Raw genomic sequence first — 26,997 nt, forward strand, 5'->3', positions numbered from 1 at the left:
CCTGCCGGGTTAAAATCCGGGCGATGAGTTCGCCGCGCTACGTTCATCTTCGTCTCCATTCGGAATATTCGGTCACCGACGGCATCGTCCGCATCGGCGACGCGGTCAAGCGGGCAGCCGGCGACGGCATGCCGGCGCTGGCGCTGACCGATCTCGGCAACCTGTTCGGCCTGGTCAAGTTCTACACCGGCGCGCGCGGCAAGGGCGTCAAACCGGTGGCTGGCGCCGATGTCTGGATCGCCAACCCGGAAGCGCCGGAAGACCCGCGCCGCCTGCTGCTGCTGGTACGCAACCGCCAGGGCTACCAGCAGTTGTGCGAATTGCTGACCCGCGCCTACACCGTCGACGGTCGCCGCGACCGCGCCGAAATCCGCCGCGAGTGGTTTGCCGAAGTCGGTTGCGACGGCCTGATTGCGCTGTCCGGTGCCCATCTCGGCGACGTTGGCGAAGCGCTGTTGAACGGCAACTTCGATCTGGCCATGGAGCGCGCGCGGGCCTGGGAGGCGATCTTCCCCGACGCCTTCTACCTCGAAGTGCAGCGCTACGGCCAGCCGCAGCAGGAAGCCATCGTCCAGCAGACCGCCGACCTGGCCGGCGAAACCGGCATTCCGCTGGTCGCCACGCACCCGATCCAGTTCATGAACCGCGACGACTTCCGCGCCCACGAGGCGCGCGTCTGCATCGCCGAAGGCTACGTGCTGGGCGATCATCGGCGGCCGAAGATCTACACCGAGGAACAGTATTTCAAGACTCAGGCGGAGATGGTCGAACTGTTCGCCGACCTGCCGGAAGCGCTGGAAAACACGCTGGAAATTGCCCGCCGCTGCAATATCGAGATGACGCTGGGCAAGAACTTCCTGCCCGACTTCCCGATCCCGCCGGGCATGACCATCGACGAATTCCTGGTCGAGGAGGCGAAGAAGGGGCTCGAAGTCCGTCTGGCCGAGCTCTATCCCGACCCGCAGGTCCGTCAGCAACGCCGGCCCGAGTACGACGACCGCCTCGCCTTCGAGTGCAATACCATCATCCAGATGGGTTTCCCCGGCTACTTCCTGATCGTCGCCGACTTCATCAACTGGGCCAAGAACAACGGCGTGCCGGTCGGTCCCGGCCGGGGTTCCGGCGCCGGTTCGCTGGTCGCCTACAGCCTGCGCATCACCGACCTTGACCCGCTCGCCTACGCCCTGCTGTTCGAGCGCTTCCTCAACCCCGAGCGGGTGTCGATGCCCGACTTCGACATCGACTTCTGCCAGGACAACCGCTGGCGCGTCATCGAGTATGTGCGCGAGCATTACGGCGCCGAGGCAGTCAGCCAGATCGCCACCTTCGGTACCATGTCGTCGAAGGCGGTGATCCGCGACGTCGGCCGCGTGTTCGGCCTGCCGTACTCGATGTGCGACCGCATTTCCAAGCTCATCCCCATCGTCCAGAACAAGCCGGTGTCGCTGGCCGAAGCGCTGGAGCAGGAGCCGCAGCTCAAGGAAATGATGCAGGGCGACGGCGACGGTGAAACCATCCGCGAGCTGTTCGACCTGGCCAGCCGTCTTGAAGATTTGACGCGTAACGTCGGCATGCACGCCGGTGGCGTGCTGATTGCACCGGGCAAGATCACCGACTTCTGCCCGATCTACCAGGCGACCGGCAGCGATGCCTCGCCGGTGTCGCAGTTCGACAAGGACGACGTGGAAAAGGCCGGCCTGGTCAAGTTCGACTTCCTTGGCCTGCGCAACCTGACGATTATCGAACTGGCGCTCAAGTACATCGAGCGCATGACCGGCGACAAGCTCGACCTGATGGCGCTCGGTTTCGACGATCCCGGTGCCTACCAGATCCTCAAGGACGCCAACACCACGGCGATCTTCCAGGTTGAATCGGAGGGCATGAAGAAGCTGCTGAAGAAGCTGGCGCCCGACCGTTTCGAAGACATCATCGCTGTGCTCGCGCTCTATCGTCCCGGCCCGCTCGGCTCCGGGATGGTTGACGACTTCATCCTGCGCAAAAAAGGCCAGCAGGCCATCGACTACTTCCACCCCGACCTGACCGCCTGCCTGTCGCCGACCTACGGCGTCATCGTGTACCAGGAACAGGTCATGCAGATATCGCAGATCATCGGTGGCTACACGCTCGGTGGCGCCGACATGCTGCGCCGGGCGATGGGCAAGAAGAAGCCCGAGGAAATGGCCAAGCACCGCGAGACCATCGCTGCCGGCGCCAAGGAACGCGGCTACGATCCGGCGCTCGCCGAACAACTCTTCGACCTGATGACCAAGTTCGCGGAATACGGCTTCAACAAGTCGCACACTGCCGCCTACGCCGTCGTCACCTACCACACCGCCTGGCTCAAGCGTTACCACTGCGCCGCCTTCATGGCCGCGACCATGTCGTCCGACATGGACAACACCGACACGGTCAAGATCTTCTACGAAGACACCATCGCCAACAAGGTCAAGGTGCTCGGGCCCGACGTCAATGCCTCGGCCTACCGCTTCGAGCCGGTCGACCGCGACACAATCCGCTACGGCCTGGGGGCGGTCAAGGGCACCGGTGAGCAGGCGGTCAACGACATCCTGCGCGCGCGCGAGGCCGGTGGGCCGTTCAAGGATCTGTTCGATTTCTGCCAGCGCTGCGACAAGCGCATGGTCAACCGCCGCACCATCGAAGCGCTGATCAAGGCAGGCGCCTTTGACAGCATCGACAGCGACCGGCACAAGCTGATCGCCTCGGTCGGCATCGCCATGGAGTTCGCCGAGCAGGCCGAACGCAACGCGATGCAGACCAGCCTGTTCGACATCGGCGATGTGGCCGAGGCGCACGCGCCGCAGTACATCACGGTCAAGCCCTGGGACGAGCGTCGGCAATTGATGGAAGAAAAGACCGCGCTCGGCTTTTTCTTCTCCGGTCATCCGTACAACACCTACAAGAAGGAGTTGTCGCGTTTCGTCCGGCGCCCGCTGAACCGACTCGAACCGGCCAAGGAGTTCCAGGTGCTGGCCGGCGTTGTGGTCGGCATCCGTACCCAGATGACCCGGCGCGGCAAGATGCTCTTCGTCCAGCTCGACGACGGCACGGCGATGGTCGAGGTGTCGGTATTCAACGAACTGTTCGAGGCCGAGCGCAGCAAGATCGTCACCGACGAAATCCTGCTGGTCGAAGGCAAGGTCCGCTACGATGACTTCTCCGGCGGCAATAGCGTCACCGCCGAGCGCCTGCTGACGCTGGGCGAGGCCCGGGCCCGTTTCGCCAAGCACCTGTTGCTGAAGATGAACGGAAGTTCCGATGCCCGCCGGCTGCGCAGCTTGTTACAGCCCTTCGCGCCGGGCCCGGCGGCAGTGCGCATCCGCTACCGAAATGCCTCGGCCGAATGCGAACTGCTGGTCGGCGACGAGCTCCGGGTGCGTCTCGACGACGCGCTGCTGGAAGCGCTTTCCGGCTGGCTGCAGCCGGAAAACGTGGATATCGTTTACTGAGTGATCAAGCGACCAGTTCGGTCTTGAAGCCGATACGCACGCAACCCCAGTGGCGTCCATTGATGACGATCGGCATCGACAGGTCGTTGAGAATTTCCCCGGTGTCGCGGACATAGGTCTGGAACAGCGAGGACTTCTGGTTCTTGGCCAGCTTCAGACCCACCGGATCGTTGAAGATGCGCTTGTGCCGGCACTTGGTCAGGTCGACGGCCGGATCGCCGCTGGGTGGGTTCGAGAACACGCCGTTATGGGCCGGCGCATAACCGTTGCTGTCCACCGAGAGTGAATAGACCAGGCCGGGGACGTCGACCAGCAGGCGGTCGTAGAGCGCGGTCAATTCCTTGTCGCACTGGCCGTCGTAGGCCGTCGTGTAGCGTTTCGGATTGGAGCCCGGGATGTCCTTGTAGGCCTGGTCGAATACATTCACCCCGCGGTCGGCCAGCTTCTGCAGGATGCCGGCGACGTTGTCGCGGAAACCGGCGCAACGGTCGTGCAGGGTATCGAACATGCTGTTGCCGGTGCGGAAATCGGCCAGGGTACATTGCAGGTCTTCGGTCGATTCGCGCAGGGTCTTGGCCGAGTCCTGGCACTGTTTCATGCGTCCGGAGATGTCGACGGAATGGTTGCGGATTTCCTCGACTTCGCGGTGGATAGACTGGTTGCTTTCGCGCAGGTTGTAGATCGCGCTGGCGATGGTCGACAGTTGTTCGGTCGTGCGCTTGAAGTCGCTGACCATGGTGCCGAGGTCGTTGGCCGAGGTTTCGACGTACTCGTTGGCACGGGTGACTTCGCCGACGATGGTCTGGGTCTTGGACGAGGTGTCGGCGACCAGGTTGATCATCGATTGCGTGTTCTGGCCGATGACCAGGGTGGCGGTCTTGACCTTTTCCGCCAGCTTGCGCACTTCGTCGGCGACCACGGCAAAGCCGCGCCCGGCCTCGCCGGCGCGGGCGGCCTCGATGGCAGCGTTGAGCGCGAGCAGGTTGGTCTGGTCGGAAATGTCGTTGATCAGCGAGACGATCTCGTTGATCTTCATGGAGCTGGTGTGCAGTTCGCCGACCGTGGTCGAGAAGTGCTCGATGTGCTCGTTGGTCGAGCGCATCGTGGTGGCCACGGCCTCCATCTGCGACAGCGAGCGTTGCGCCAGATCAAGGTTGTTCTGCGTCGACGCCTGGATGGCGTCCGAATTGACCGCCACTTCGCTGACCGCCAGGTTGACCCGGTTGCTCGATTCGAAGATGTCTGCGGCCAGCGCTTCCTGACGGCGAACCGCGTCGCCGGTCAGTTGCACCAGGTGATTCATCCGGGCGGCATCGGCGGCGATGCTGACGCTGCTGCTGCGCGAATGGGTGATCAGCCCGCGGATGCGGGTGAAGAAGCGATTGAGGTTGGCCGAAATGCGCCCCGCCGCATCGCTGCCCTGGGAACCGATGCTATGGGCCAGATCGGCCTGACCGTCCGCGATGGCGGCGATGTCGCGGTCGACCTTGTCCAGTGCCCCGTTGTTTCCGAACCATCCCATATTTGTCTCCTGGTGGTTTTTATTGTCGGAAAAAGTCAGCCCCTATCTTGCCTGCGCTTTCTTAATGGCAGCTTACAGGTGGGGCGTGTTTCAGATACGTTGACGTGCTGCCAGACGGCCGAGGACGAAACCCTTGATCTCGTGGAAGGGGATTGGCTTGCCGAATACCGTGACGTCGGCGGGGATGCCGCGCTGCCGGACTTCGGCGCCGTCGATGGCGCTGACGACGATGATGTCCATCGGGCTCAGGTCGGGCATGGCGCGCAGGCGCTTGATCATCTCGAAACCGTCCATGCCGGGCATCATCAGGTCGGCGATCAGGATGTCGGGCATCTGCTGGCCAACCTGCAGGAGGCCTTCGAAACCGTCGCCGACGATACGCAGCGTGATCGGCAGCTTCCAGCTATCGAAGGTGATCTGATAGAGCTTCTGCAGGGTTGGGTCGTCCTCGGCAATCAGGATGTCGAGCTGGCCGCCTTGCTCGCCGGGCCGGGAGATCTGCTTGCGCCGTTTGGCCAGCAGGTTGTCGACCGAGCTGGCCGGAATGCGGCGGTGGCCGCCGGCAGTTTTCCAGGCGTCGAGAACGCCGTTCTCGACCATGTTCTGGACCGTGCCGAGGGATACGCCGAGGCGCTGGGCGGCTTGCCGGGTACTGAGGAATTCGCTGTCTGCCATTGTCGTCTTTGAAAATTGCAAAACTGCCAAATTGTAACTGAAAGCATTTTCGTTAGGGTGACGAATTGCAGCCTCGCCTGGCAAATTTCGCGTTTTGCCCAAGCGCGGGCTTCGGCTGGCATAATCCGGCGGATGAAAACAAGAGATCAGGCAGGGCGGAGGCGGGGGTGCTGAAGCTGCTGGTGTTCATGCCAGTGCTGGGTGCCTGCCTGCTGGCCGTTTTTCCGGGGCGGGGGCAGCAGTCGCTGTGGCGGCTGGCGCTCGGCTTTGCGCTGGCCTCATTGTTGTTGACCGTGCTGCTCGCCTGGTCTTTCGATCCGCTCGGCGAGGCCGTGCAGATGTACGAGAGCCGGGCCTGGAACGCGCGGCTCGGTTCCTATTTTGCGCTTGGCATCGATGGCATTTCGCTGGCGATGGTGATGCTTACGGCATTTTTGTCCTTGGTGGCAGTTCTCGTGTCGCGCAACATGCCAGGCAGCGGTCGCTTGTATTTTGCCTTGCTGTTCCTGCTCCAGTCGGCGATGTTCGGGGTGTTTACGGCGCGCGACTGGTCGCTGTTCTACGTCTTCTGGGAAGCGACGTTGATCCCCCTGTTCTTCATGATCGACCGCCTGGGCGGCGAGAACCGGCAGCGCGCGGCGCTGAATTTCTTCCTGTATACCCTGGGCGGTTCGGTGTTCATGCTGGTGGCGCTGCTCTTCCTCTACGATGCGGCGCCGGGCCACAGCTTTGCCATGAACGACATGGCCGAAGGCGGGCGGGCGCTGCCGCAGAACATGCAGCTGCTGATCTTCGCCGGGCTGTTCATCGGTTTTGCTGTCAAGATGCCGATCGTGCCGTTGCACGGCTGGCTGCCGCTGGCCCATGTCGAGGCGCCCAGCCCGGTGTCCATCCTGCTTTCCGGCGTGCTGCTCAAGATGGGCGCCTACGGTCTGCTGCGCGCCGCAGAGACGCTGCCCGCCGCCTTTGTCGCCGTTCAGGGCTGGCTGGCCATGCTCGCCCTGCTGAGTCTGCTTTATGGCGCGCTGCTGGCCTGGCGCCAGCAGGACCTGAAGAGCATGGTCGCCTATTCGTCGATTTCGCACATGGGCGTGGTCCTGCTCGGCATTGCCTCGCTCAACCTGAACGGAGTTACCGGCGCGGTCCTGCAGATGGTCGCCCACGGACTGGCTGCTGCCCTGCTGTTCCTGGTCGTCGGCTTGCTCTACCGGCGCACGCATTCCCGTGATCTGGCCGATTACGACGGCCTGCTCGGACGGGCCCCGCGCTTTGCCTTCTTCATCGCCTTCGGCCTGCTGGCGGCCATCGGCCTGCCGGCCAGCGCTGGTTTCATCGCCGAACTGCACGTGCTGGTCGGGGCCTACCAGCGCTGGGGCTTCTGGGTGGTGGCGCTGGGCATCGCCATGCTGGTCGGTGCCGCCTACGGTCTGCGCGTGATCGGCCACCTGCACCGGCCGGCTGCTCCGACCGTGCAGTTGCATGACATGACGCGAACCGAAACGACCGCCGCCGCCTTGCTGGCTGGCGCCATCGTCGCTCTCGGTGTGTGGCCGATGCCGCTGCTCGACCTGGTCGGCAGCAGTACGGCGCGCATCGCCGCCTTGTTTGCAGGAGGCTGACGTGGAACCGTCGATCGAGCAGCGCCTGCACCACTGGATCGAACATCTGGCCCACGTCCTGCCGGCGCAGGCGCCGATTCGCGATTTCGTCCATCACAACACCCTGCACGGCTTCCAGCACCTGCCTTTTGCCGACGCGCTGGCGGCGGCGCAGGCGCTGACCGGCGCCCAGGTCTATTGGCCGGCCCAGCGCTTCGGCGCTGAATACGCCGCCGGCCGTATCGACCGCGATGACCTGTCGGCCGCGCTCGACGATCAGGGGGTGGACGGCCTCGATGACGAGGTCGTCGGCGGACTGAGCCGTCGGCAGATCCTGCTCGCCGAGTTGCTGACCGATGTGCCGGGCGGCGCCGTTCCGGCGCTGGCGGTCTGCCGCCGGCTGCTGGGCGATGCCGCGCCGGTCGACGAAGCCTGGCCCGAGCTTGCCCGCCGCCGCTGGGATGCGCTGCACGCCGGCATCGGCCGGCAGTACAGCCTGCGCGCCTTGCTCCTGCGCCTGTCCGGCGAAGATGTGCTGGAAAGCGTACGTAGCATCCTGCAACGCCATCTGGCTGCTCACCTCGACCTGGGTATGGCCGCCTGGTCGAATCCGGCCGGCGGACGCGGCTTCTTCGCCGCCTGGAAAGCCTCGGCGGCGCTCGACCTGAGCTGGGAGCTCGACGAACTACCGGGGATTCGCGATGAAATCCAGCATCTGCCCGACGAACCCTTGCCCTTGCTGGTCGACGAGCTGCGCGCGCTGTTGCCGGACGAATCCTTGTGGCCCGGCTACCTGGAGCGCCTGGCGCTGGAATTGCCCGGTTGGTCCGGCATGTTCCTGTGGCGCGACCAGCATCCTGCGGGCGGCGCCGGCCATCCGGTGAGCATGGCCGATTACCTGGCGGTGCGGGTTTTCCTCGAGCGCCAGTTGTGCGGCGAACTGATCCGCCGCCTGACCGGTGCGCCGCTCGGGCTGGAGGAACTGCATGCCTATTACCATGCCTGCCCCGCCGAATTCCTGGTCCGCGAGGCCTGGCATCTCGCCGTCCTGCCCGAGGATCTGCTGGCCACCGCCAGCGCCTTGTGCGAACAGACGCTCGACGGCCGCGAGGTGCGCGGCTGGGAAGCCCTGGCGCCGCGGGTTGCGGTTTTCCTGCAGGCCGACGAAAGCACTCGCTGGGCGGCCGGTCTGCAGAAGCTGGCCGGGCAACTGGCGCTCGACGAAGCGCGCTTGAACGAACTGGGTCGTGATGCCGTTAATCGCCTGCTCGATGCTGCCCGCCTGTCGCCTCTGCAACGCGGCCAGATCTGGCTGGCTGCCTACGAAGGGCATTACCGGGAAAGCCTGTTCGTCGCGCTGGCGGCCAACGTCGGCCGACAGGCCGCGCCGGCCGCGCCGTCGGCGCAGGTGGTGATGTGCATGGACGATCGCGAGGAAGGCACGCGGCGTCACCTCGAAGAGCTGGCGCCGGATATCGAGACTTTCGGCGCCGCCGGTTTCTTCGGCGTGCCGATGTACTGGCAGGGCGTCGATGACCCGGCGCCGCAGGCCTTGTGCCCGGTGGTGGTGACGCCGGATCGCCTGGTCAGCGAGCAAGTTGCCGCCGGCAGCGAGTCGCTGCTCGCGCGCCACGCGCAACGGCGCGAAATCCGTCTGCAGTGGCGCGAGCGCCTCTACCAGGGCAGCCGGCGGGCACCGCTGGCCGGTCCGCTGCTGACCGCCGCCGCGGCGCTGCCCGGCTTGCTGGCGCTGACGGCGAGCAGTCTTGCGCCGGCCTGGGCGAGTCTGGCCGGAAAGCGCTGGCGGACGCAATTCGACGGCCGGGTGCCGACCGTGGTCGATCCCGGGGTCGGTGACGGGAACATGCCCGGGTTCAGCGATGACGAGCAGGTTGAGCGGGTTGCTGCCTTCCTGCGCACGATCGGCCTGAGCGCCAGTTTTGCGCCGCTGGTCCTGATCCTCGGCCATGGTTCCGGGAGCCGCAACAACCCGCATCTGTCAGCCTACGATTGCGGCGCCTGTTCCGGGCGGCATGGCGGGCCGAATGCCCGGGTACTGGCGGCGATGGCCAACCGGCCGGCGGTGCGTGCCGGTCTGGCGGCGCGCGGCATCGTCATTCCCGACACCTGCCATTTCCTGGCGGCCGAGCACCATACCGGCGACGACAGCATCGAGTGGTACGACCTCGAGCAGGTACCTGCCGCCTTGCAATCGCCTTGCGACACCTTGCTCAAGCAATTGGCCGAGGCCTGCCGCCGGCATGCCGTCGAGCGTTGCCGCCGGCTGGCTTCGGCGCCGTCCCGGCCGTCACCGTGGCAGGCACGGCGTCATGTCGCCGGCCGCGTCGCCGACCTGGCCCAGGCCCGGCCGGAACTGGGGCACGCGACCAACGCCGCAGCCTTCATCGGCCGGCGGACGATGAGCCGGGGCCTGTTCCTCGACCGGCGCGTCTTCCTGATTTCCTACGATCCGGGCAGCGATCGGGACGGCGACATCGTCGAGCGCATCCTGCTCGCCGCCGGCCCGGTCGGCGCCGGCATCGCCCTCGAATACTATTTCTCGACCGTGGACAACGAGCGTTTCGGCTGCGGTTCCAAAGTCACGCACAACCTGACCGGCCTGTTCGGGGTCATGGAAGGCGCCGATTCCGACCTGCGCACGGGGCTGCCCTGGCAGATGGTCGAGATTCACGAACCGATGCGCCTGTTGGTCGTCGTCGAACAGGCGCCGGCGGTGTTGTCGGCCATCCTTGCCCGGCAGCCCGCGCTGCAGGAGCTGGTCGGCAATGCCTGGATCCAGCTGGCCGCGCAGGACCCGGCGACCGGTAGTCTCAGTCGTTACTGCCCGCGTCGTGGTTGGTTGCCGTGGTCCGGGCGGGCCGTGCTGCCGCAGGTGGCGCGTTCGCATGACTGGTTTGCCGGCGAATCCGGCCCCTTGCCGCCGGCGCTGTTGCTGGGAGGTGTCGCATGATCGAAGAATTGCGCGACGTCGCCGACTGGGTCTGGCTGGTGCCGGCCTTGCCGCTGCTCGCTGCCCTGACGACCGGGGCGCGCGTGCTGCTTGGCCGGGCCGCAGGCGATGCCGGCGAGCGCCTGACCGCGCGCCTGACCGAACTGGCGGCGCTGACCGCCTTGCTGCTGCTGGTGCTGATCGATCTGGCGGTGATCTGGCACGGCTGGCCCGGCCAGAAGATTGTCGGCACCTGGTTTGCCGCCGCCCACTGGCAGGGGCGGATTTCCTTCCTGCTCGATGCGCTGTCGTTGCCGGTGGCGACGCTGACGGCGCTGATCGGCTGGCTGGTGGTGCGTTTCTCGGCGACCTATCTGCACCGGGAAAGCGGATTCCAGCGTTACTTCATTGTCCTCGCCATGTTCCTTGGCGGCATCCAGGCCGTGCTGCTGTCGGGTAACGGCCTGCTGCTCTTCCTCGGTTGGGAAATGTGCGGGATCGCGTCCTTCCTGCTCATCGCCCATGCCTGGCAGCGCCCGGTGGCCACCGGCAACGCCCTGTTCGCCTTCGTCACCAACCGTGCCGGCGACGCCGGGCTGTTGTTCTCGCTCGGTCTGGCCGCCTACTGGGTCGGCAGTTTCGAATGGCCGGCACTGTTGGCCGCCAGCTTGCCATTGGTCGACCTGCGTGTGCTGGTGCTGGGCTTTGCTGTCGCCGCCCTGGCCAAATCGGCGCAACTGCCGTTCACGCCGTGGATCGCCAGGGCGCTGGAAGGGCCGACGCCGTCGTCGGCGATTTTCTACGGTTCGGTGATGGTGCATGCCGGGGTGTTCCTGCTGTTGCGCCTGGAGCCGCTGTTGTTCCATCTGCCCGACGTGCTCGCCGGCTTGTTGCTGATCGGAACGCTGACTGCCGTCTATGCCTGGCTGTGCGGGCTGGTTCAGACCGACGTCAAATCGGCGCTGATTTACGCCACGGTTTTCCAGGTCAGCCTGATGCTCGTCGCCATCGGCCTGGGCTGGACGACGCTGGCGACCATCCATCTGTGCCTGCACGCCGCCTGGCGCAGCTGGCAATTCCTGCTGGCACCGTCGTGGCTGCAACTGACCCGCGACCGGCCGGCGCCGCCGCCGGCCTGGCTGGTCGGCCGGCAAGCGATCTATACCGCGGCGCTGCAGCGCCTGTGGCTGGACAAGCTGGGCGTTACCCTGCTGGCCGGGCCGACGACGGCGATTGCCCGCGACGTGCGGGCGCTGGAAGAGAGCTTCATCGACCGCGCCATCGGCGAGCCGGGTAAAGGCCGCAGCATCGATCCCGAACGGCCGCTGGTCTGTGCCGACGGCTTGCCCGGGCGCCTGCTGGCGGCACTTTCCCTCCTCCTGCAGCGGATCGAGAATCGCCTCTTGCTGCGCGGGCGCGGCGGTGCCGCCGAACGCATGTTGCGCGAGGCCGGGCGCTGGCTGCAGACGCTGGAAGCGCTGCTCGAACAGCCGCGTTATCTGATGATGGCCGTGATGGCCACCTTCGTGGTGATCCTGTGATGAACGGCGAAATCTTCTGGTACCAACAGACGGCAGTGCCGCTGCTGGCGCTGGTGCAATTGCTGCCGTTGCTCGGCGCCGCAGTGGTGCTGGCGCTGGGCGAACGGCCCTTGGCGGTGCTTGCCGGCAAGCTGTTTGCCGCCGGCGAGCTGCTGCTGGTGGCTTTTACCGCCAGCCGCGTCGACGCCGCGCTGGCTTTCCAGTTGGCCGAACGTATCGATCTGCTCGGCTACCACGTGGCCATCGACGGCATTGCCGTGATGTTCCTGCTGCTGACCGCCTTGTTGACCTTGCTGATGACCTTGTACGGCATGAGTCGCGGGATGATTTCGCCGGGGCGCCTGTTCGCCGTACTGCTGCTGGCCGAGGCCGGGCTGGTCGGGATGCTGCTGACGCTGAACATTGCCTGGTTCGCTTTTTTCTCGGCGCTGGAGCTATGGGCGGTGGTCTACCTGTTGCGTCGCTGGGCCTCGTCGCGGGCCGAAACGCAGGCGCTGGCGCGCTTCGTTCAGTACCAGGGCTTCGGTCTGGCGCTGTTCGTCGCCGGTTGTTTCGTGCTCGGCTGGGGGTACGCCGAGGTGACCGGCGGGCGCTGGAGTTTCGACCTGTTCGACCTGACCGGCACGCTGCCGGCCGGCAAGTTCCAGACGGCCGCCTTCTACCTGCTGTTCTACGGTCTGGCCGTGCGCACGCCGCTGTTCCCGCTGCACGGCTGGCTACCGAACATGGCCCAGCACGGCCTGATCGCGGTGGCGCCGGCCTTGATGGTCGGGGTCAAGGTCGGGGTCTTCGGCATGGCCCGTTTCGTTCTGCCGCTGACCCCGGATGCCGTGCTCGACTGGCAAGCCTACGTGGTCGGTTTTGCCATGGCCGGGGTTTTCTTCACGGCGGCGCTTGCCTTCCTGCAGACCAATCTGCGCCGGCTGCTGGCTTTTGCCGTGGTCAGCCATACCAGCCTGCTGGTGATCGGGCTGTTCAGTCTGCACGCGGCCGGCATTCAGGGGGCGATGCTGCTGGCGGCCAATTTCGGTCTGGCGGTGACTGGCATGTGGTTCATCGTCGGCTTCGTTTTCCGCCGTACCGGAACGACCGAACTCGGCGAGTTGTCCGGCCTGTTCGAGCGTATTCCCTTCCTGGCCATCGCCTTCCTGATCTTCGGCCTGGCCATCGTCGGCATGCCGGGAACGCCAGGTTTCGACGCCGCCCACCTGGTGCTTGAAGCTTCGATTGCCCGTTTCGGCGCCTTGCCGACGGTGGCCACGGCGCTCGGTAACGTCGCTGCCGCCGGTTTCCTCCTGTGGGGTTTTCAGAAAGCTTTCCTGTCGCAGGAAAAGAGCGGCAGCCATGACGTGGACCGGACGCAGCCGATGGAATACGCGGTCTGCGGTCTGGCCGTGGCGGCCTTGCTGGCCATCGGTTTCTTCGCCGAGCCCTGGCTGCAATTGACCGATGCGGCGAGCCAGGCGGTGGCCGGGAGATTCGCCCGATGAGCCTGCCGCTGCTGACCCTGATCGTGCTTCTGCCGCTGTTATCGGCCTTGGTGGTTTTCCTGCTGCCGGCACGCCTGGCGCGCCGGGTCGCCTTGCTGGCGATGGCGGTGGTGCTGTTGTTGACCACCTGGCTGCTGTTTTCCTTCGACCCCGGCGGGCCGCGCTTCCAGTTTGCCGAGCGGCAGCCGTGGCTGCCCGGCCTCGGCATTCACTGGTCGCTGGCAGTCGATGGTCTATCGGTGCTCTTCCTGCCGGCGACGGCATTACTGTTCCTGGGCGTGCTGGCGGTCTCCTGGCAATCGGCCGAGGACGCGCCGCGCCTGTTTCACGGCCTGTTGCTGGCGTTGCAGTCGGCGACACTGGGCATCTTCTGCGCGGTGGACCTGATCCTGTTCTTTGTCTTCTGGGAGCTCAGCCTGGTTCCGGTCTATTTCCTGCTGGCGCGTCGCGGCGTGACCGTCGATGCGCCGCGAGTGGCCGCCCGTTACGTGCTGATCATGCTGGCCGGTGGTTTTCCGCTGCTGCTGGCCTTCATCATGCTGGGCAGCCAGGCCGGCAGTTTCGAGTTGGGCGTGCTGCTCGAACAGCCGCCGGCGCTCGATACGCAGCGCGTCGTGCTGGTCCTGCTGCTGTTTTCCTTTGCCTTCAAGGTGCCGCTGGTGCCCTTGCATACCTGGCTGCCACAGTTTGCGCTGGCGGCGCCGGGAACGCTGACGGCGCTGTTGCTGGGCCTCAAGGTCGGCGGTTTTGCGCTGGTTCGCCTGGCCATCCCGCTGGCCCCGGATGCCGCGCAGGAATGGCACTGGCTGCTGGCCGGGCTGGGGACGGTGACGCTGCTGTACGGCGCGGTCGGCATCCTGGCCCACAGCAATCTACGGGTTGGCCTGGCCTACGCCAGCATCTGCCATGTCGGGCTGGCCACGCTCGGCTTGTCCACCCTGTCGGCGCAGGGCGTGCAGGGAGCGGTGTCGCTGCTGCTCAGTTTTTCGGTGGCGACCGGTGGTGCGCTGCTGCTGCTCGAATGCCTGCGCCTGCGGACCGGTTCGACCGACGTGCAGGCGCTCGGCGGGGTGGCCAAAACCATGCCATTGCTGGCGGCCGGTGTCCTGATCTGCGGCTTGGCCGGCGTCGGCATGCCGGGAACCAGCAGTTTCCCGGGCGAGTTCCTGCTCATCCTGGCGGCGCTCGACCGTTACACCGGCGCCGGCATGGCCGCGCTGTTCGGCCTGGCGATTGCCGCCGGGGCTTTCCTGGCGTTGTACCGCAAGGCCTTCTACGGGCCGGCCAGCCGGCCGGCGGTGCTGGCCGCCGGCGATCTGGTGTGGCGTGAATGGCTGGTGCTGATTGCCTTGATCGCGATGATCGTCGGTATCGGCATCTACCCGGCGCCGTGGCTGGATATCGTGCGGCCGGCAGCGGAAGCCTGGGCTGCCGCCATCGCTGCCTGAGCATGACGATGCGCAAGGAGCAGAGCGGGGTGCCGAGGTGTCGGGATTGCCGGCACTACTACATCACCTTCGACCGGAATTTCCCCTACGGTTGCCGCGAGCTCGGTTTCAAGAGCGCGCGCGAACCGATGCGCGACGTCATCGAATCGTCGGGCGAGGTCTGCCTGTACTACTTGCCGGACAAGTCACGGCCGCCGCGTTGATCAGGCTTTCTTGACGAATTCCGACTTCAACTGCATGGCGCCGATGCCGTCGATCTTGCAGTCGATGTCGTGATCGCCGTCGACCAGGCGGATGTTGCGGACCTTGGTACCGACCTTGACCACCGAGGACGAGCCCTTGATCTTCAGGTCCTTGATCACGGTGACGCTGTCGCCGTCCTTCAGTTCGTTGCCGTTGGCGTCACGCCAGACCTTGCTTTTCTCGACCTCGGCGACCGGGGTGTCCTTGCTCCACTCGTGGGCGCATTCGGGGCAGATGTAGAGCGGGCCGTCCTCGTAGGTGAAGGCGGAGTTGCATTGGGGGCAGTTGGGCAATTGGCTCATGGTTCTCTCAATAATCCTCGTCGTGGCTGCCCATCAGATTGGGCAGCAGGTCGCGGGCGCGCTGCATGGCGTGTTCGATATCCACGCCGACGTTGGCCGGGCCGACCGCATCAATGAAGCCGGAGCGCTGCAGCAGCGATCCGGGTTGGGCGTTGAGGCCGCACAGCATCAGCGTGCAGCCGCGTTTTTCCAGCTTGTCGCGCAGATTTTCCAGGCCTTCGAGGCCGGTCGTGTCGAGCTGGACCAGGCGGGTCATGTCGAGGATGACGATTTCCGGGTGGCCGGCGCGCGGGTCGAGCAATTCCTCCAGCTTGTTGACCGCGCCGAAGAACAGCGAGCCGAACATCTGCCACGCGGCAACGCGCAGCGTGCCGTCGGGATAGAGCAGTTCGGGGTCCTGAGCGGCTTCGTCGAGCGGCAGGCGCTCGATGCGGGTCAGTTCCGACATGCGGTAGATGAAGAACAGGCAGGCCAGCACCATGCCCAGTTCGACGGCGATGGTCAGGTCGAAGAGCACGGTGACGAAGAAGGTGGCCAGCAGGATGATCCGGTAATTCCACGAATAGCGGCGCAGTTCCTTGAACTCGTGCCATTCGCCCATGTTGATGGCGACCACCATGACGATGGCCGACAGCGTTGCCAGCGGCACGTAGGCGGCCAGCGGCGCGGCGATCAGGACGATGCCGAGCAGGGTGATGGCGTGAATGATGCCGGCGATCGGGGTGCGACCGCCCGCCTTGACGTTGGTCGAGGTCCGGGCGATCGCGCCGGTGGCGGCAAAGCCGCCGAACAGCGGGGCGGCGACGTTGGCCAGGCCCTGTGCGACGAGTTCCTGGTTGGGGTCGTGGCGGTCGTCGATCTGGCTGTCGGCGACGCGTGCCGACAACAGCGACTCGATGGCGCCGAGCAGGGCGATGGTGATCGCCGGCGAGATCAGCTTGCCGAAATCGTGGATCGACAGGTCGGGCAGGCCGAAGCTGGGCAGGTCCTGCGGGATGCCGCCGAAACGGCTGCCGATGGTTTCCACCGGCAGGTCGAGGGCGAAGGCGACCAGGGTGCCGACGACGAGCACGGCGAGCGGGCCGGGGGCGCGGCGCAGCAGCGCAAAACGCTGGGCCAGGCGGTTGTAGGAGAGCAGGAAAATGAAACAACTGACCGACAGCGCCACGGTCGGCAGATCGACGGTGTGCGCATGCGCGGCCAGCACCTTGATCCGGGCGAAGAATTCGGCCGGCAGACTGGCGATCGACAGGCCGAAGAAATCCTTGATCTGGGCCAGGAAGATGACCACGGCGATGCCGTTGGTGAAGCCGATGACGACGGTCAGTGGAATGAAGCGGATCAACTGGCCCATGCGCGTCAGTCCCATGGCCAGCAGCATGATACCGGCGAGCATGGTAGCGCCGAGCAGGTTGCCGAAACCATGGGCGACGACGATGCCGTAGACGATGGGGATGAAGGCGCCGGTCGGGCCACCGATCTGGACGCGCGAACCGCCCAGCAGCGAAATGATCAGGCCGGCGACGATGGCCGTCCAGATGCCGGCCGTCGGCGATACGCCGGAAGCGATGGCAAAGGCCATGGCCAGCGGCAACGCCAGCACGCCGACGGTGATGCCCGAGCCCAGGTCCTTGCCGAACTGGTTGCGATCATAGCCAGGCAGGCAGTCCAGCAGCTTGGGGCGAAAGGCGATTTTCATGACGCGCGCTCATGGGGCGAAGCGCTGCATTATATGGTTATCAGATTAATCGTCAATGTTAATCGTATGTTAATATTTTGCGATCAAATCACAACAAGAGAGCATCATGGAGAAACGCACTGCCCGGCTGACGCTGCTGATCGATCCGCGCAAGAAGGGGCTATTCGAGGAAATCTGCGCTGAGCAGGACCTGACGCCGTCGCAGGTCGTGCGCCGGCTGATTCGTCAATACATCATCGATAACGCTGGCGAGCGCGAATTGCCCGACTGGTTGCGCCCTGGCGGGCGCAGCGACTAGTTGTCGCGCGGCGGCGCCAGCTGACCCAGGGTCTGCAGGATCCGGGTCATGGCCCAGGCGATCACCGCCAGTCCACCGGCGGCGCTGGCGAATGCTTCCGCATTGGAGGCCGGGAAGTGCTCAAGCAGGGTCCCGGGCCCGCCGGCAAACCAGGCAACGCCCAGCGTCAGGCAGAGGAAGCCGAACAGGTCGGCAGCCAGATAGGCAAGCAATCGGGGCAGGAGTTTGGCTTTGCTGTTTTCGGTCATCGGAAAAGGCCTGAAAAAAGTCTTGTAAATGACTTGACATTGCGCGCACTTGAGCAACGACTTATGCACAGTTTGCCGGCTTGTCGATAGCATCCGTGCTGGCTGGCTGTTGAATTTGTCAGTTTGCTGGCGATTGCTTACAATTCGTTTTTAATCAATGACTTGTGATTGTGCGCAAGTTTTGCGCAGGGTAAGGAAAATCCTTGTACAACGGTAGCTTAGCGCTTTGTTCATCGATTGATTCACAGACTTATCCACAGCTTTTGTGGATAGATTCAAAACCCTTTTCTGCCGACCGATATTGCCCGGTTTACTTAAAGTAAAGCTTTAACTTCGGGCCGGAATTGTTGCGCTGCAGCAGACAAGAGGCCGCTGTTGCAGCCCCTTGTCGGTGCGCAAATTATTTCACGCGCATGCCGGGTTGGGCACCGCTGTCGGGCGACAGCAGATAGAGGCCCGGGGTCTTAGCGTCGAGGTCGGAGGCGGCCAGCACCATGCCTTCGGAGAGGCCGAACTTCATCTTGCGCGGCGCCAGGTTGGCGACCATCACGGTCAGACGGCCGACCAGTTGCGCCGGGTCGTAGGCTGCCTTGATGCCGGCGAAGACGTTGCGCATGTTTTCTTCGCCGATGTCCAGGGTCAGACGGACCAGCTTGTCGGCGCCGTCCACGTGCTCGGCATTGACGATCTTGGCGATGCGCAGGTCGACCTTCATGAAGTCGTCGATGGTGCACAGGCCGTCGGTGCCAGCCGGGGCTTCCTTCTTTTCCGCTGTCTTGGCGGCCGGTTTGGCCGGCGCTTCGGCGGTGGCCGGGGCCAGCGACTGCTTGTTGGCTTCGATCAGCGCCTCGATCTGCTTGCCGTCGACGCGCGTCATCAGGTGGCTGTAGGCGTTGATTGCGTGGCCGCCGGCGAGCAGCGTGCCGGCGTCGGCCCAGCTCAGCGGCGCCAGGTTCATGAAGGCCTCGACCTTGGCGGCGGTGGCCGGCAGCACCGGCTTCAGGAGTACGGTGAGCAGGCGGAACAGGTTGAGCGCGTTCGAGCAGGCGGCGTGCAGTTCGCTGTCCTTGCCTTCCTGCTTGGCCAGCTCCCACGGCTTGACGCTGTCGACGTACTGGTTGGCGCCGTCGGTCAGGGCCATGATCTCGCGGATCGCCTTGCTGAATTCGCGCGCTTCGAACAGTTCGGCAACGCGCGGCGCCGCGTCGCGGATGGCGCGGATCGCCGGCAGGTTGTCGTCGGCCGGCGCCAGTTGGCCGTTGAAACGCTTCGCGATGAAGCCGGCGGCGCGGCTGGCGATGTTGACGTACTTGCCGACCAGGTCCGAATTGACGCGGGCGACGAAGTCGTCGAAGCTGAGGTCGATGTCTTCCATCGTGTTCGACAGCTTGGCGGCGAAGTAGTAGCGCAGCCATTCCGGGTTCATGCCGCTGTTGAGGAAGCTTTCGGCGGTGATGAAGGTGCCGCGCGATTTCGACATCTTGGCGCCGTCGACGGTGAGGAAACCGTGCGCGAAGATCTTGGTCGGCGTGCGGTAGCCGGCGTGCTGCAGCTCGGCCGGCCAGAACAGCGCGTGGAAGTAGAGGATGTCCTTGCCGATGAAGTGGTAGAGCTCGGTCGACGAGTCCTTCTTGAAGAACTCGTCGAAATCGAGGCCCTTCTGCGCGCACAGGTTGCGGAACGAACCCATGTAGCCGATCGGCGCATCCAGCCAGACGTAGAAGTACTTGCCCGGCGCGTCAGGAATCTCGAAGCCGAAGTAAGGCGCGTCGCGTGAGATGTCCCAGTCGGACAGCTTGTTGTCGCCGGGGGCGCCCAGCCATTCCTGCATCTTGTTGGCGGCTTCCGCCTGGAGCACGCCGCTGCTGGTGTATTCGCGCAGGAAGGCCTCGCAGCGCGGGTCGGAGAGCTTGAAGAAATAGTGGTCGGAATGACGCAGTTCCGGTTTGGCGCCGGAGACGGCCGAGAACGGCTCGATCAGGTCGGTCGGCGCGTAGGCGGCGCCGCAGACCTCGCAGTTGTCGCCGTACTGGTCCTTGGCGTGGCACTTCGGGCACTCGCCCTTGATGAAGCGGTCAGGCAGGAACATCTGCTTGACCGGGTCATAATATTGCTCGATCGAACGCACCTCGATCAGGCCGGCGGCCTTGAGCTTGCCGTAAATGTCGTTGGCGCAGTCGCGGGTTTCCGGCGAGTGCGTGCTGTAGTAATTGTCGAAGCCGACCAGGAAGCCGGCGAAGTCCCGCGAATGCTCGCCATGGACGCGGGCGATCAGTTGTTCCGGCGTGATCCCCTCTTTTTCTGCGCGGAGCATGATCGGCGTGCCGTGCGTGTCGTCGGCGCAGACGTACCAGCACTCGTTGCCGGACATCTTCTGGAAACGCACCCAGATGTCGGTCTGGATGTATTCGACCAGATGGCCGAGGTGGATGGCGCCGTTGGCGTAGGGCAGGGCGGAGGTGACGAGGATCTTGCGCGACATGGGCGGATTTCGTTGGGCAAAGGCGTAATTCTAACGCGCCCTGGGCAAAACCCCGGTGTGTTGGAAAAGGTACGGGTTTGTATGGGCTGAGTAAAAACCGCCTTATGTCGGTTGATATCGGCGCTCATGCTGGGCAGAATCCTTCTTTCGAGGAGGAAGTATGAACTTTGCCGTTATCGAAGATAGTCGCAGCCAGGCCGAGGTGCTCAAGGCCCTGCTGAAAAGTGAAGGCTACCAGGTCGAGGTTTTTGCCGACGGTAAATCATTCCTGGAGGCGCTGGACACGCGTAGCTTCGACTTCTACGTCGTCGACTGGGTGTTGCCCGATGTCGGCGGCGATGTGCTGGTCGCCAAAATACGCGAACGCCACGGCTGGGATGTGCCGGTCGTCGTGTGCACCGCGCGCACCGAGGAAGAGTTCGCCTCCGATATCCTGCGCATGGGGGCCGACGATTACGTACCCAAGCCGGTGCGCTACATGGAATTCCTCGCCCGGGTCGATGCCCTGCTGCGTCGGCGTAAATCGCGCATGCCGGACATGGTGCGTTTCGGCAACATCGAACTCGATGTCGAAGGGCGGCGGATCCGCCTGGCCGGTCAGGAAATCGACCTGACCCAGCGCGAATTCGACCTGGCTGTGGTCTTTCTCAAGAACGTGGGCCGGGTGCTGGCGCGCGAGGAGTTGCTCGCCACCGTCTGGGCGCGGGAAGCCGACGTCGATACGCGTACCGTCGATACCCACGCCAGCCGTCTGCGCAAGAAGCTGGGCCTGGCCGGTGAAAGCGGTCTGATGCTGACCTCGGTATACGGCCAGGGCTACCGCCTGGATACGGTTTCGGGCTGACGCCCGGCGCCCGGTTTGCGCTATACTGTACCAATTCAGTCGGGTATTTCCCGTTTCCAGCCAAACCGGAGTCACCATGAGTCTTACCGAAGAGCAGATCAAGCAAGTCCTGTCCGCAACGATTGATTCCAATACCGGCAAGAGTTACGTCGCCGGCAAGGCAGTCCGCAATATCCGTATCGCCGGTGCCGATCTCAGCCTCGACATCGAACTCGGCTACCCGGCCGCCACTCGCTTCGATGCCATCCGCCAGCAGGTGATCGCGGCGCTCAAGACGCTGCCCGGCATTGGCAACGTCTCGGTCGGTGTCTCCAGCAAGGTTGTCGCCCACGCTGTGCAACTGGGCGTCAAGCTGTTGCCGGGCGTCAAGAACATCATCGCCGTCGCTTCCGGCAAGGGCGGGGTCGGTAAAAGCACGACCGCGGTCAACCTGGCGCTGGCGCTGGCTCAGGAAGGCGCCAGGGTCGGCCTGCTCGACGCCGACATCTATGGCCCGTCGCAACCGCAGATGCTCGGTCTGGCCGGCCAGCAGCCGGAATCGGCCGACGGCCAGAGCATGGAGCCGCTGGAAGCTTACGGCGTCCAGGCGATGTCGATCGGTTTCATGATCGATGTCGAGACGCCGATGGTCTGGCGTGGTCCGATGGTCACCCAGGCGCTCGACCAGATGCTCAACCAGACCAAATGGCGCGACGTGGACTACCTGATCGTCGACATGCCGCCGGGTACCGGTGACACCCAGTTGTCGCTGGCGCAGAAGGTGCCGGTGACTGGTGCCGTGGTCGTCACGACGCCGCAGGACATCGCCCTGATCGACGCGCGCAAGGGTCTGAAGATGTTCGAGAAGGTGAACATCCCCATCCTCGGCATCGTCGAGAACATGAGCGTGCATGTCTGCTCGAACTGCGGCCATGCCGAGCACATCTTCGGCGAGGGTGGCGGCGAGCAGATGTGCAAGGACTACGACGTCGAATTCCTCGGCAGCCTGCCGCTGGAAATGAGCATCCGCCAGATGGCTGACGGCGGCAAGCCGACCGTGGTCGGGGCGCCGGACTCGAAGGCGGCGGAAATCTACCGCACCATCGCCCGCCGCGTTGCCGTCAAGGTCGCCGAAAAGGCCAAGGACATGTCGTCGAAATTCCCCAACATCGTCGTGCAGAACACCTGATTTTGTCGACATATTGAATGGCAAAGGCGGGTAGAATCCCGCCTTTGTTTTTGTCGATTGCAGCAGGAAAAAATGGCCATCAAATCAGACAAGTGGATACGCCGCATGGCGCAGGAACACGGCATGATCGAGCCCTTCGCGCCCGATCTGGTGCGCGAGGTCAATGGCCAGAAGATCGTCTCCTACGGGACGTCCAGCTACGGTTACGACATCCGTTGCGCGCGCGAATTCAAGGTGTTCACCAACATCAATTCGACCGTCGTCGATCCGAAGAACTTCGATCCCAAGTCCTTCGTCGAAATCGAATCCGACGTCTGCATCATCCCGCCGAACTCGTTTGCGCTGGCCCGGACCATGGAATATTTTCGCATTCCGCGCTCGGTGCTGACCGTCTGTCTCGGCAAGTCGACCTATGCGCGTTGCGGCATCATCGTCAACGTGACCCCGTTCGAGCCGGAATGGGAAGGTCACGTCACCCTCGAATTCTCGAACACGACGCCGCTGCCGGCCAAGATCTACGCCGGCGAAGGCTGCGCTCAGGTCCTGTTCTTCGAGTCCGATGAAATCTGCGAAACCTCGTACAAGGATCGCGGCGGCAAGTATCAGGGGCAGGAAGGCGTCACCCTGCCCAAGATCTGACCGCACGCTGTAACGTAAACCGCTTACTCTACGACCCGCTGCGGCGGGTCGCCGCTTTTGGGGAACCACCATGCGCTTTCACTTTCCGGTCATCATCATCGACGAGGACTTCCGTTCCGAGAACGCCTCCGGCCTCGGCATCCGTGCGCTGGCTGACGCCATGCAGCAAGAAGGGCTGGAAGTCCTGGGGGTGACCAGCTACGGTGACCTGACCTCGTTCGCCCAGCAGCAGAGCCGGGCCTCGGCCTTCATCCTGTCGATCGACGACGAGGAACTGGCGCTCGAACCCGAAGAAACGCTGGCCGAACTGCGCGCCTTTGTTTCCGAAATCCGCCACAAGAACGCCGAGATTCCGATCTTCCTGCACGGCGAGACACGCACCAGCCGCCACATCCCCAACGACATCCTGCGCGAGCTGCACGGCTTCATCCACATGCACGAGGACACGCCGGAGTTCATCGCCCGCAACATCAAGCGCGAAGCCAACGCCTACCTCGACAGCCTGCCGCCGCCGTTCTTCCGGGCGCTGACCCACTACGCCGCCGACGGCTCGTATTCGTGGCACTGCCCCGGCCATTCGGGCGGCGTGGCCTTCCTGAAGTCGCCGGTCGGCCAGATGTTCCACCAGTTCTTCGGCGAGAACATGCTGCGCGCCGACGTCTGCAACGCGGTCGAGGAACTCGGTCAGCTGCTCGACCACACCGGCCCGGTCGCCGCCTCGGAGCGCAACGCGGCGCGCATCTTCAATTCGGACCACCTGTATTTCGTCACCAACGGCACCTCGACCTCGAACAAGATCGTCTGGCATTCGACCGTCGCGCCGGGCGACATCGTCGTCGTCGACCGCAACTGCCACAAGTCCATCCTGCACGCGATCATGATGACCGGCGCGATCCCGGTCTTCCTGATGCCGACGCGCAACAACTTCGGCATCATCGGTCCGATCCCGAAGAGCGAGTTTTCCTGGGCGAGCATCCAGGCCAAGATCGCCGCCAATCCGTTCATCACCGACAAGAACGCCAAGCCGCGCGTGCTGACCATCACCCAGTCGACCTACGACGGCGTGCTCTACAACGTCGAGGACATCAAGGCCGAACTCGACGGCAAGATCGACACCCTACACTTCGACGAAGCCTGGCTGCCGCACGCTGCTTTCCATGATTTCTACGGCGACTACCATGCCATCGGCGCCGACCGGCCGCGCTGCAAGGAATCGATGGTGTTCTCGACGCAATCGACCCACAAGCTGCTGGCCGGCCTCAGTCAGGCGTCGCAGATCCTGGTCCAGGATGCCGAGGAACAGAAGCTCGACCGCGACATCTTCAACGAGGCCTACCTGATGCATACCTCGACCTCGCCGCAATACTCGATCATCGCCTCGTGCGACGTCGCCGCAGCGATGATGGAAGCGCCGGGCGGCACCGCGCTGGTCGAGGAGTCGATCGGCGAAGCGCTCGATTTCCGCCGCGCCATGCGCAAGGTCGAACAGGAATGGGGCGCCGACTGGTGGTTCAAGGTCTGGGGGCCGGACGACCTGTCCGAAGAAGGGATCGAGGAGCGCGAGGCCTGGATGCTCAAGCCGGGCGAACGCTGGCACGGCTTCGGCAACCTGGCCGACGGCTTCAACATGCTCGACCCGATCAAGGCGACGATCATCACCCCGGGGCTCGACGTCGATGGCGATTTTGCCGACGACATCGGCATTCCGGCGGCGATCGTCACCAAGTACCTCGCCGAGCATGGCGTCATCGTCGAGAAGTGCGGCCTGTACAGCTTCTTCATCATGTTCACCATCGGCATCACCAAGGGCCGCTGGAACACGCTGGTGACCGCGCTGCAGCAGTTCAAGGACGATTACGACAAGAACCAGCCGCTGTGGCGCGTGCTGCCGGAGTTCGTGCAGAAGAACCCGCGCTACGAGCGCGTCGGCCTGCGCGATCTGTGCGCGCAGATTCACAATGTCTACAAGCAGAACGACGTCGCCCGCCTGACCACCGAGATGTACCTGTCGAACATGGTGCCGGCGATGCGGCCGGCCGATGCCTTCGCCAGGATGGCACACCGCGAGATCGAGCGCGTCGCCGTCGACGAACTCGAAGGTCGCGTCACCGCGGTGCTATTGACCCCTTATCCGCCGGGCATCCCGCTGCTGATTCCGGGTGAGCGGTTCAACAAGACCATCGTCGATTACCTGCGTTTCGCCCGCGAGTTCAACGCCGCCTTCCCCGGTTTCGAAACCGACGTCCATGGCCTGGTCAAGGACAAGGACGGACGCTATTACGTGGATTGCGTGCGCTGATCAGTCGCGCGTGTAGCTGACGAAGGCAAACCCCGTTTCGCCGCTGGCGGACGGGGTTTTTTTCTCGCTGACGCGCCACTCGTCGCCGATCACCGGAAACCAGGCATCGGCTTCGGGATTGAGTGCGATTTCGGTGATTTCCAGACGGTCGGCCAGCGCCATCGCCTGGGCGTAGATGTCGGCGCCGCCGATGATGAACAGTTTCTCGGCAGATTCGGCCAGGGCGATGCCGGAGGCCAGTGAATTGGCCAGTTCGGCGCCCGGCGCTGAATAGTCGGCCTGGCGGCTGATCACGATGTTGCGCCGCCCGGGTAAAGGGCGGAAGCGCGCCGGCAGCGATTCCCAGGTCTTGCGTCCCATCAGTACGGCGTGGCCGGCGGTCAGCGCCTTGAAATGCGCCATGTCCTCCGGGATGCTCCACAGCAACTGGTTGTCCTTGCCGATGGCGCGATTGGCGGCGACGGCGGCGATCAGGATGATTTCTGGCATGTTCAGTTCCGGAATTGACGCAGGTGGGCGATCAGGCCGCGGGTCGAGGCGTCGAGTTCCTCGTCCTGGCGCTCGCCGCGCAGCGTCGGCGCCAGCCGGCTGGCCAGTTGCTTGCCCAGTTCGACGCCCCACTGGTCGAAGGAATTGAGATTCCACAGGACGCCCAGGCAGAACACCTTGTGTTCGTAGAGGGCGATCAGCTGACCGAGGGTGAACGGGCTCAGTTCGGGCAGGACGATGGTCGTCGACGGCTGGTTGCCGGGGAAGGTGCGGTAGGGCACCAGTGCCTCGTCGATACCGGCGGCGCGGGCTTCTTCCGCCGTCTGGCCGAAGGCCAGCGCCGACGACTGGGCCAGGCAGTTGGCGAGCAGGTTGCTGTGGTGGCCGGGCAGCGGGAAGTCCGAGCGGCCGAGGGCGATGAAGTCGCAGGCGACCAGCTCGCTGCCCTGGTGCAGTAACTGGAAGAAAGAGTGCTGGCCGTTGGTCCCGGGCTCGCCCCAGAGCACCGGGTTGGTCGAGTAATCGACGAACTGGCCGTCACGGTCGACGCGCTTGCCGTTGCTTTCCATTTCCAGCTGCTGCAGGTGCGTCGGCAGCAGGCGCAGCGAATGGCTGTAGGGGAAGATGCCCTGGCTGTGCGCGTCGAGGAAATTGCTGTTCCACAGGCCGAGCAGGGCCAGGGTCAGCGGCAGGTTGCGCTCGGCCGGGGCCGAGAAGAAATGCTCGTCGAGGTCGTGGGCGCCAGCCAGCAGTTGCGCGAAATTGCGGAAGCCGACGGCCAGCGCGACCGGCAGCCCGATCGACGACCACAGCGAGAAACGCCCGCCGACCCAGTCGGCAAACGGGAAAACGTTCTCGGGGGCGATGCCGAAGGCGGCGGTGGCTTCGAGATTGGTCGAGGCGGCGACGAAGTGCCGGGCGACTGCGCTTTCGTCGATCGCGGCATGGAGCAGCCAGTCGCGCGCGGTGCGGGCGTTGGTCAGCGTCTCCAGCGTCGTGAAGGTCTTGCTGGCGACGATGAACAGGGTCGTGCGCGGGTTCAGCCGGACCAGTTCACTGGCCAGGTCGGCGCTGTCCAGGTTGGCGACGAAATGCACGCGCAGGTCGGGCTGGCGGTAAGCCGCCAGGGCTTGCGCCGCCATCCGCGGGCCGAGGTCGGAACCACCGATGCCGAGATTGACGACGTCGGTGATGCGCTCGCCGGAAAAGCCGCGCCATTGTCCGCCGTGGACGCGATCACAGAAATCCTCCATGCGCTGCAGTACGGCACGCACTTCATCCGGCGCATCGTTGCCGGCGCGCAGACGGCAATGGCCGACTGCCCGCCGCTCGGTGTGGTTGATCGCCTCGCCGTCGCGCATGCGGGCGATCCAGCCCTGCCAGTCAGCGGTGGCCGCCAGTTCGCGCAGCAACTGCAAGGTCGTGGCATCGACGCGCTGTTTGGAAAAATCGAGCAGCAGTCGCCCGTGCTGCAGCGTGAGCTGCTCGAAACGCTGCGGATTGTCGGCAAACAGCTCGCGCAGGTGGCGCGGGGCGATGTTCGACGCGTGGCGGGCGAGGGCCTGCCAGGCCGGCGTCTCGGTCAGGCGTCCCAT

Annotated in this window: 20 protein-coding genes; 12 read left to right on the forward strand and 8 right to left on the reverse strand. The window is 64.5% G+C overall.

What is annotated here, in order from left to right:
- Positions 1-23: 23 nt before the first annotated feature.
- A complete protein-coding gene (gene dnaE, locus G471_RS0107950; RefSeq protein ID WP_043421177.1) occupies positions 24-3,467 on the forward strand; it encodes a DNA polymerase III subunit alpha in 3,444 nt (1,147 codons plus the stop codon).
- A 4-nt stretch (positions 3,468-3,471) separates the two neighbouring features.
- Here the strand turns inward: dnaE and G471_RS17060 are convergent, their stop codons facing one another.
- Positions 3,472-4,989 carry a methyl-accepting chemotaxis protein gene (locus G471_RS17060; protein WP_051295360.1) on the reverse strand — a complete coding sequence of 506 codons (1,518 nt, stop codon included), beginning with the start codon at positions 4,987-4,989 and terminating at the stop codon, positions 3,472-3,474.
- 90 nt (positions 4,990-5,079) lie between these two features.
- Entirely contained in the window at positions 5,080-5,664 is a 585-nt protein-coding gene (locus tag G471_RS0107960) for a response regulator (RefSeq protein WP_043421180.1), read from the reverse strand.
- Between the two features lie 167 nt (positions 5,665-5,831).
- On the opposite strand from G471_RS0107960, the gene G471_RS0107965 reads away from it, so the two are divergent.
- From G471_RS0107965 to G471_RS0107990, 6 genes are read left to right on the forward strand one after another with little or no spacing between them, the layout of a single operon-like run.
- The gene (locus tag G471_RS0107965) at positions 5,832-7,283 is read left to right on the forward strand and encodes a complex I subunit 4 family protein (RefSeq protein WP_028994887.1); all 1,452 of its coding nucleotides are present in this window, start codon (positions 5,832-5,834) and stop codon (positions 7,281-7,283) included.
- Between the two features lies 1 nt (position 7,284).
- Positions 7,285-10,233: a DUF2309 domain-containing protein gene (locus G471_RS0107970; protein WP_051295361.1), complete on the forward strand. Its 2,949-nt coding sequence runs from the start codon at positions 7,285-7,287 to the stop codon at positions 10,231-10,233.
- The gene (locus G471_RS0107975; RefSeq protein ID WP_028994889.1) at positions 10,230-11,753 is read left to right on the forward strand and encodes a proton-conducting transporter transmembrane domain-containing protein; all 1,524 of its coding nucleotides are present in this window, start codon (positions 10,230-10,232) and stop codon (positions 11,751-11,753) included. The genes G471_RS0107970 and G471_RS0107975 overlap by 4 nt, the downstream gene beginning before the upstream one ends.
- Positions 11,753-13,243 (forward strand): complex I subunit 4 family protein, encoded by a 1,491-nt coding sequence (locus G471_RS0107980; protein WP_028994890.1) that lies wholly within the window; start codon positions 11,753-11,755, stop codon positions 13,241-13,243. The genes G471_RS0107975 and G471_RS0107980 overlap by 1 nt, the downstream gene beginning before the upstream one ends.
- Positions 13,240-14,691 (forward strand): complex I subunit 4 family protein, encoded by a 1,452-nt coding sequence (locus tag G471_RS0107985; protein WP_028994891.1) that lies wholly within the window; start codon positions 13,240-13,242, stop codon positions 14,689-14,691. Before G471_RS0107980 ends, G471_RS0107985 begins: the two co-directional genes overlap by 4 nt.
- Positions 14,692-14,693: 2 nt before the next feature.
- Positions 14,694-14,894 (forward strand): hypothetical protein, encoded by a 201-nt coding sequence (locus tag G471_RS0107990; protein WP_028994892.1) that lies wholly within the window; start codon positions 14,694-14,696, stop codon positions 14,892-14,894.
- Here the strand turns inward: G471_RS0107990 and G471_RS0107995 are convergent, their stop codons facing one another.
- The gene (locus G471_RS0107995) at positions 14,895-15,236 is read right to left on the reverse strand and encodes a zinc ribbon domain-containing protein YjdM (protein WP_028994893.1); all 342 of its coding nucleotides are present in this window, start codon (positions 15,234-15,236) and stop codon (positions 14,895-14,897) included.
- A 7-nt stretch (positions 15,237-15,243) separates the two neighbouring features.
- The gene (locus tag G471_RS0108000) at positions 15,244-16,935 is read right to left on the reverse strand and encodes a SulP family inorganic anion transporter (protein WP_028994894.1); all 1,692 of its coding nucleotides are present in this window, start codon (positions 16,933-16,935) and stop codon (positions 15,244-15,246) included.
- A 106-nt stretch (positions 16,936-17,041) separates the two neighbouring features.
- On the opposite strand from G471_RS0108000, the gene G471_RS0108005 reads away from it, so the two are divergent.
- The gene (locus G471_RS0108005) at positions 17,042-17,233 is read left to right on the forward strand and encodes a hypothetical protein (RefSeq protein WP_043421182.1); all 192 of its coding nucleotides are present in this window, start codon (positions 17,042-17,044) and stop codon (positions 17,231-17,233) included.
- On the opposite strand, the gene G471_RS0108010 is transcribed toward G471_RS0108005, so the two are convergent.
- Entirely contained in the window at positions 17,230-17,481 is a 252-nt protein-coding gene (locus tag G471_RS0108010; RefSeq protein WP_028994896.1) for a hypothetical protein, read from the reverse strand. The genes G471_RS0108005 and G471_RS0108010 overlap by 4 nt on opposite strands.
- A 400-nt stretch (positions 17,482-17,881) precedes the next feature.
- On the reverse strand, positions 17,882-19,963 hold the full coding sequence (gene metG / locus G471_RS0108015) for a methionine--tRNA ligase (RefSeq protein WP_028994897.1): 2,082 nt from the start codon (positions 19,961-19,963) through the stop codon (positions 17,882-17,884).
- Between the two features lie 160 nt (positions 19,964-20,123).
- On the opposite strand from metG, the gene G471_RS0108020 reads away from it, so the two are divergent.
- From G471_RS0108020 to G471_RS0108035, 4 genes are all read left to right on the forward strand, one after another.
- Positions 20,124-20,807 carry a response regulator transcription factor gene (locus tag G471_RS0108020; protein ID WP_028994898.1) on the forward strand — a complete coding sequence of 228 codons (684 nt, stop codon included), beginning with the start codon at positions 20,124-20,126 and terminating at the stop codon, positions 20,805-20,807.
- Between the two features lie 76 nt (positions 20,808-20,883).
- Positions 20,884-21,975, forward strand: a complete 1,092-nt coding sequence (apbC, locus tag G471_RS0108025) for an iron-sulfur cluster carrier protein ApbC (RefSeq protein ID WP_028994899.1) — start codon at positions 20,884-20,886, stop codon at positions 21,973-21,975.
- A 72-nt stretch (positions 21,976-22,047) separates the two neighbouring features.
- Entirely contained in the window at positions 22,048-22,614 is a 567-nt protein-coding gene (gene dcd / locus G471_RS0108030) for a dCTP deaminase (protein WP_028994900.1), read from the forward strand.
- A 70-nt stretch (positions 22,615-22,684) separates the two neighbouring features.
- Positions 22,685-24,913 carry an arginine/lysine/ornithine decarboxylase gene (locus tag G471_RS0108035; protein ID WP_028994901.1) on the forward strand — a complete coding sequence of 743 codons (2,229 nt, stop codon included), beginning with the start codon at positions 22,685-22,687 and terminating at the stop codon, positions 24,911-24,913.
- On the opposite strand, the gene G471_RS0108040 is transcribed toward G471_RS0108035, so the two are convergent.
- Complete coding sequence (locus tag G471_RS0108040) at positions 24,914-25,402, reverse strand: dihydrofolate reductase (RefSeq protein ID WP_028994902.1); 489 nt, start codon at positions 25,400-25,402, stop codon at positions 24,914-24,916.
- Positions 25,403-25,404: 2 nt separating this feature from the next.
- Positions 25,405-26,997, reverse strand: coding sequence for a glucose-6-phosphate isomerase (gene pgi / locus G471_RS0108045; RefSeq protein ID WP_028994903.1), 1,593 nt, complete (start codon positions 26,995-26,997; stop codon positions 25,405-25,407).

This window comes from Azonexus hydrophilus DSM 23864 (genome assembly GCF_000429605.1).
GTDB lineage: Bacteria > Pseudomonadota > Gammaproteobacteria > Burkholderiales > Rhodocyclaceae > Azonexus > Azonexus hydrophilus.

What these genes read in the sequence shown, in the direction of transcription:
- G471_RS0108040 (WP_028994902.1), bottom strand. Translation starts at nt 25,402, where the DNA reads ATGCCAGAAATCATCCTGATCGCCGCCGTCGCCGCCAATCGCGCCATC.
- G471_RS0108020 (WP_028994898.1), top strand. Translation starts at nt 20,124, where the DNA reads ATGAACTTTGCCGTTATCGAAGATAGTCGCAGCCAGGCCGAGGTGCTC.
- G471_RS0107995 (WP_028994893.1), bottom strand. Translation starts at nt 15,236, where the DNA reads ATGAGCCAATTGCCCAACTGCCCCCAATGCAACTCCGCCTTCACCTAC.
- dcd (WP_028994900.1), top strand. Translation starts at nt 22,048, where the DNA reads ATGGCCATCAAATCAGACAAGTGGATACGCCGCATGGCGCAGGAACAC.
- G471_RS0108010 (WP_028994896.1), bottom strand. Translation starts at nt 17,481, where the DNA reads ATGACCGAAAACAGCAAAGCCAAACTCCTGCCCCGATTGCTTGCCTAT.
- G471_RS0107980 (WP_028994890.1), top strand. Translation starts at nt 11,753, where the DNA reads ATGAACGGCGAAATCTTCTGGTACCAACAGACGGCAGTGCCGCTGCTG.
- G471_RS0108000 (WP_028994894.1), bottom strand. Translation starts at nt 16,935, where the DNA reads ATGAAAATCGCCTTTCGCCCCAAGCTGCTGGACTGCCTGCCTGGCTAT.
- apbC (WP_028994899.1), top strand. Translation starts at nt 20,884, where the DNA reads ATGAGTCTTACCGAAGAGCAGATCAAGCAAGTCCTGTCCGCAACGATT.
- G471_RS0107985 (WP_028994891.1), top strand. Translation starts at nt 13,240, where the DNA reads ATGAGCCTGCCGCTGCTGACCCTGATCGTGCTTCTGCCGCTGTTATCG.
- G471_RS0107960 (WP_043421180.1), bottom strand. Translation starts at nt 5,664, where the DNA reads ATGGCAGACAGCGAATTCCTCAGTACCCGGCAAGCCGCCCAGCGCCTC.
- G471_RS17060 (WP_051295360.1), bottom strand. Translation starts at nt 4,989, where the DNA reads ATGGGATGGTTCGGAAACAACGGGGCACTGGACAAGGTCGACCGCGAC.
- G471_RS0108005 (WP_043421182.1), top strand. Translation starts at nt 17,042, where the DNA reads ATGGAGAAACGCACTGCCCGGCTGACGCTGCTGATCGATCCGCGCAAG.
- dnaE (WP_043421177.1), top strand. Translation starts at nt 24, where the DNA reads ATGAGTTCGCCGCGCTACGTTCATCTTCGTCTCCATTCGGAATATTCG.
- G471_RS0107975 (WP_028994889.1), top strand. Translation starts at nt 10,230, where the DNA reads ATGATCGAAGAATTGCGCGACGTCGCCGACTGGGTCTGGCTGGTGCCG.
- pgi (WP_028994903.1), bottom strand. Translation starts at nt 26,997, where the DNA reads ATGGGACGCCTGACCGAGACGCCGGCCTGGCAGGCCCTCGCCCGCCAC.
- G471_RS0107990 (WP_028994892.1), top strand. Translation starts at nt 14,694, where the DNA reads ATGACGATGCGCAAGGAGCAGAGCGGGGTGCCGAGGTGTCGGGATTGC.
- G471_RS0108035 (WP_028994901.1), top strand. Translation starts at nt 22,685, where the DNA reads ATGCGCTTTCACTTTCCGGTCATCATCATCGACGAGGACTTCCGTTCC.
- metG (WP_028994897.1), bottom strand. Translation starts at nt 19,963, where the DNA reads ATGTCGCGCAAGATCCTCGTCACCTCCGCCCTGCCCTACGCCAACGGC.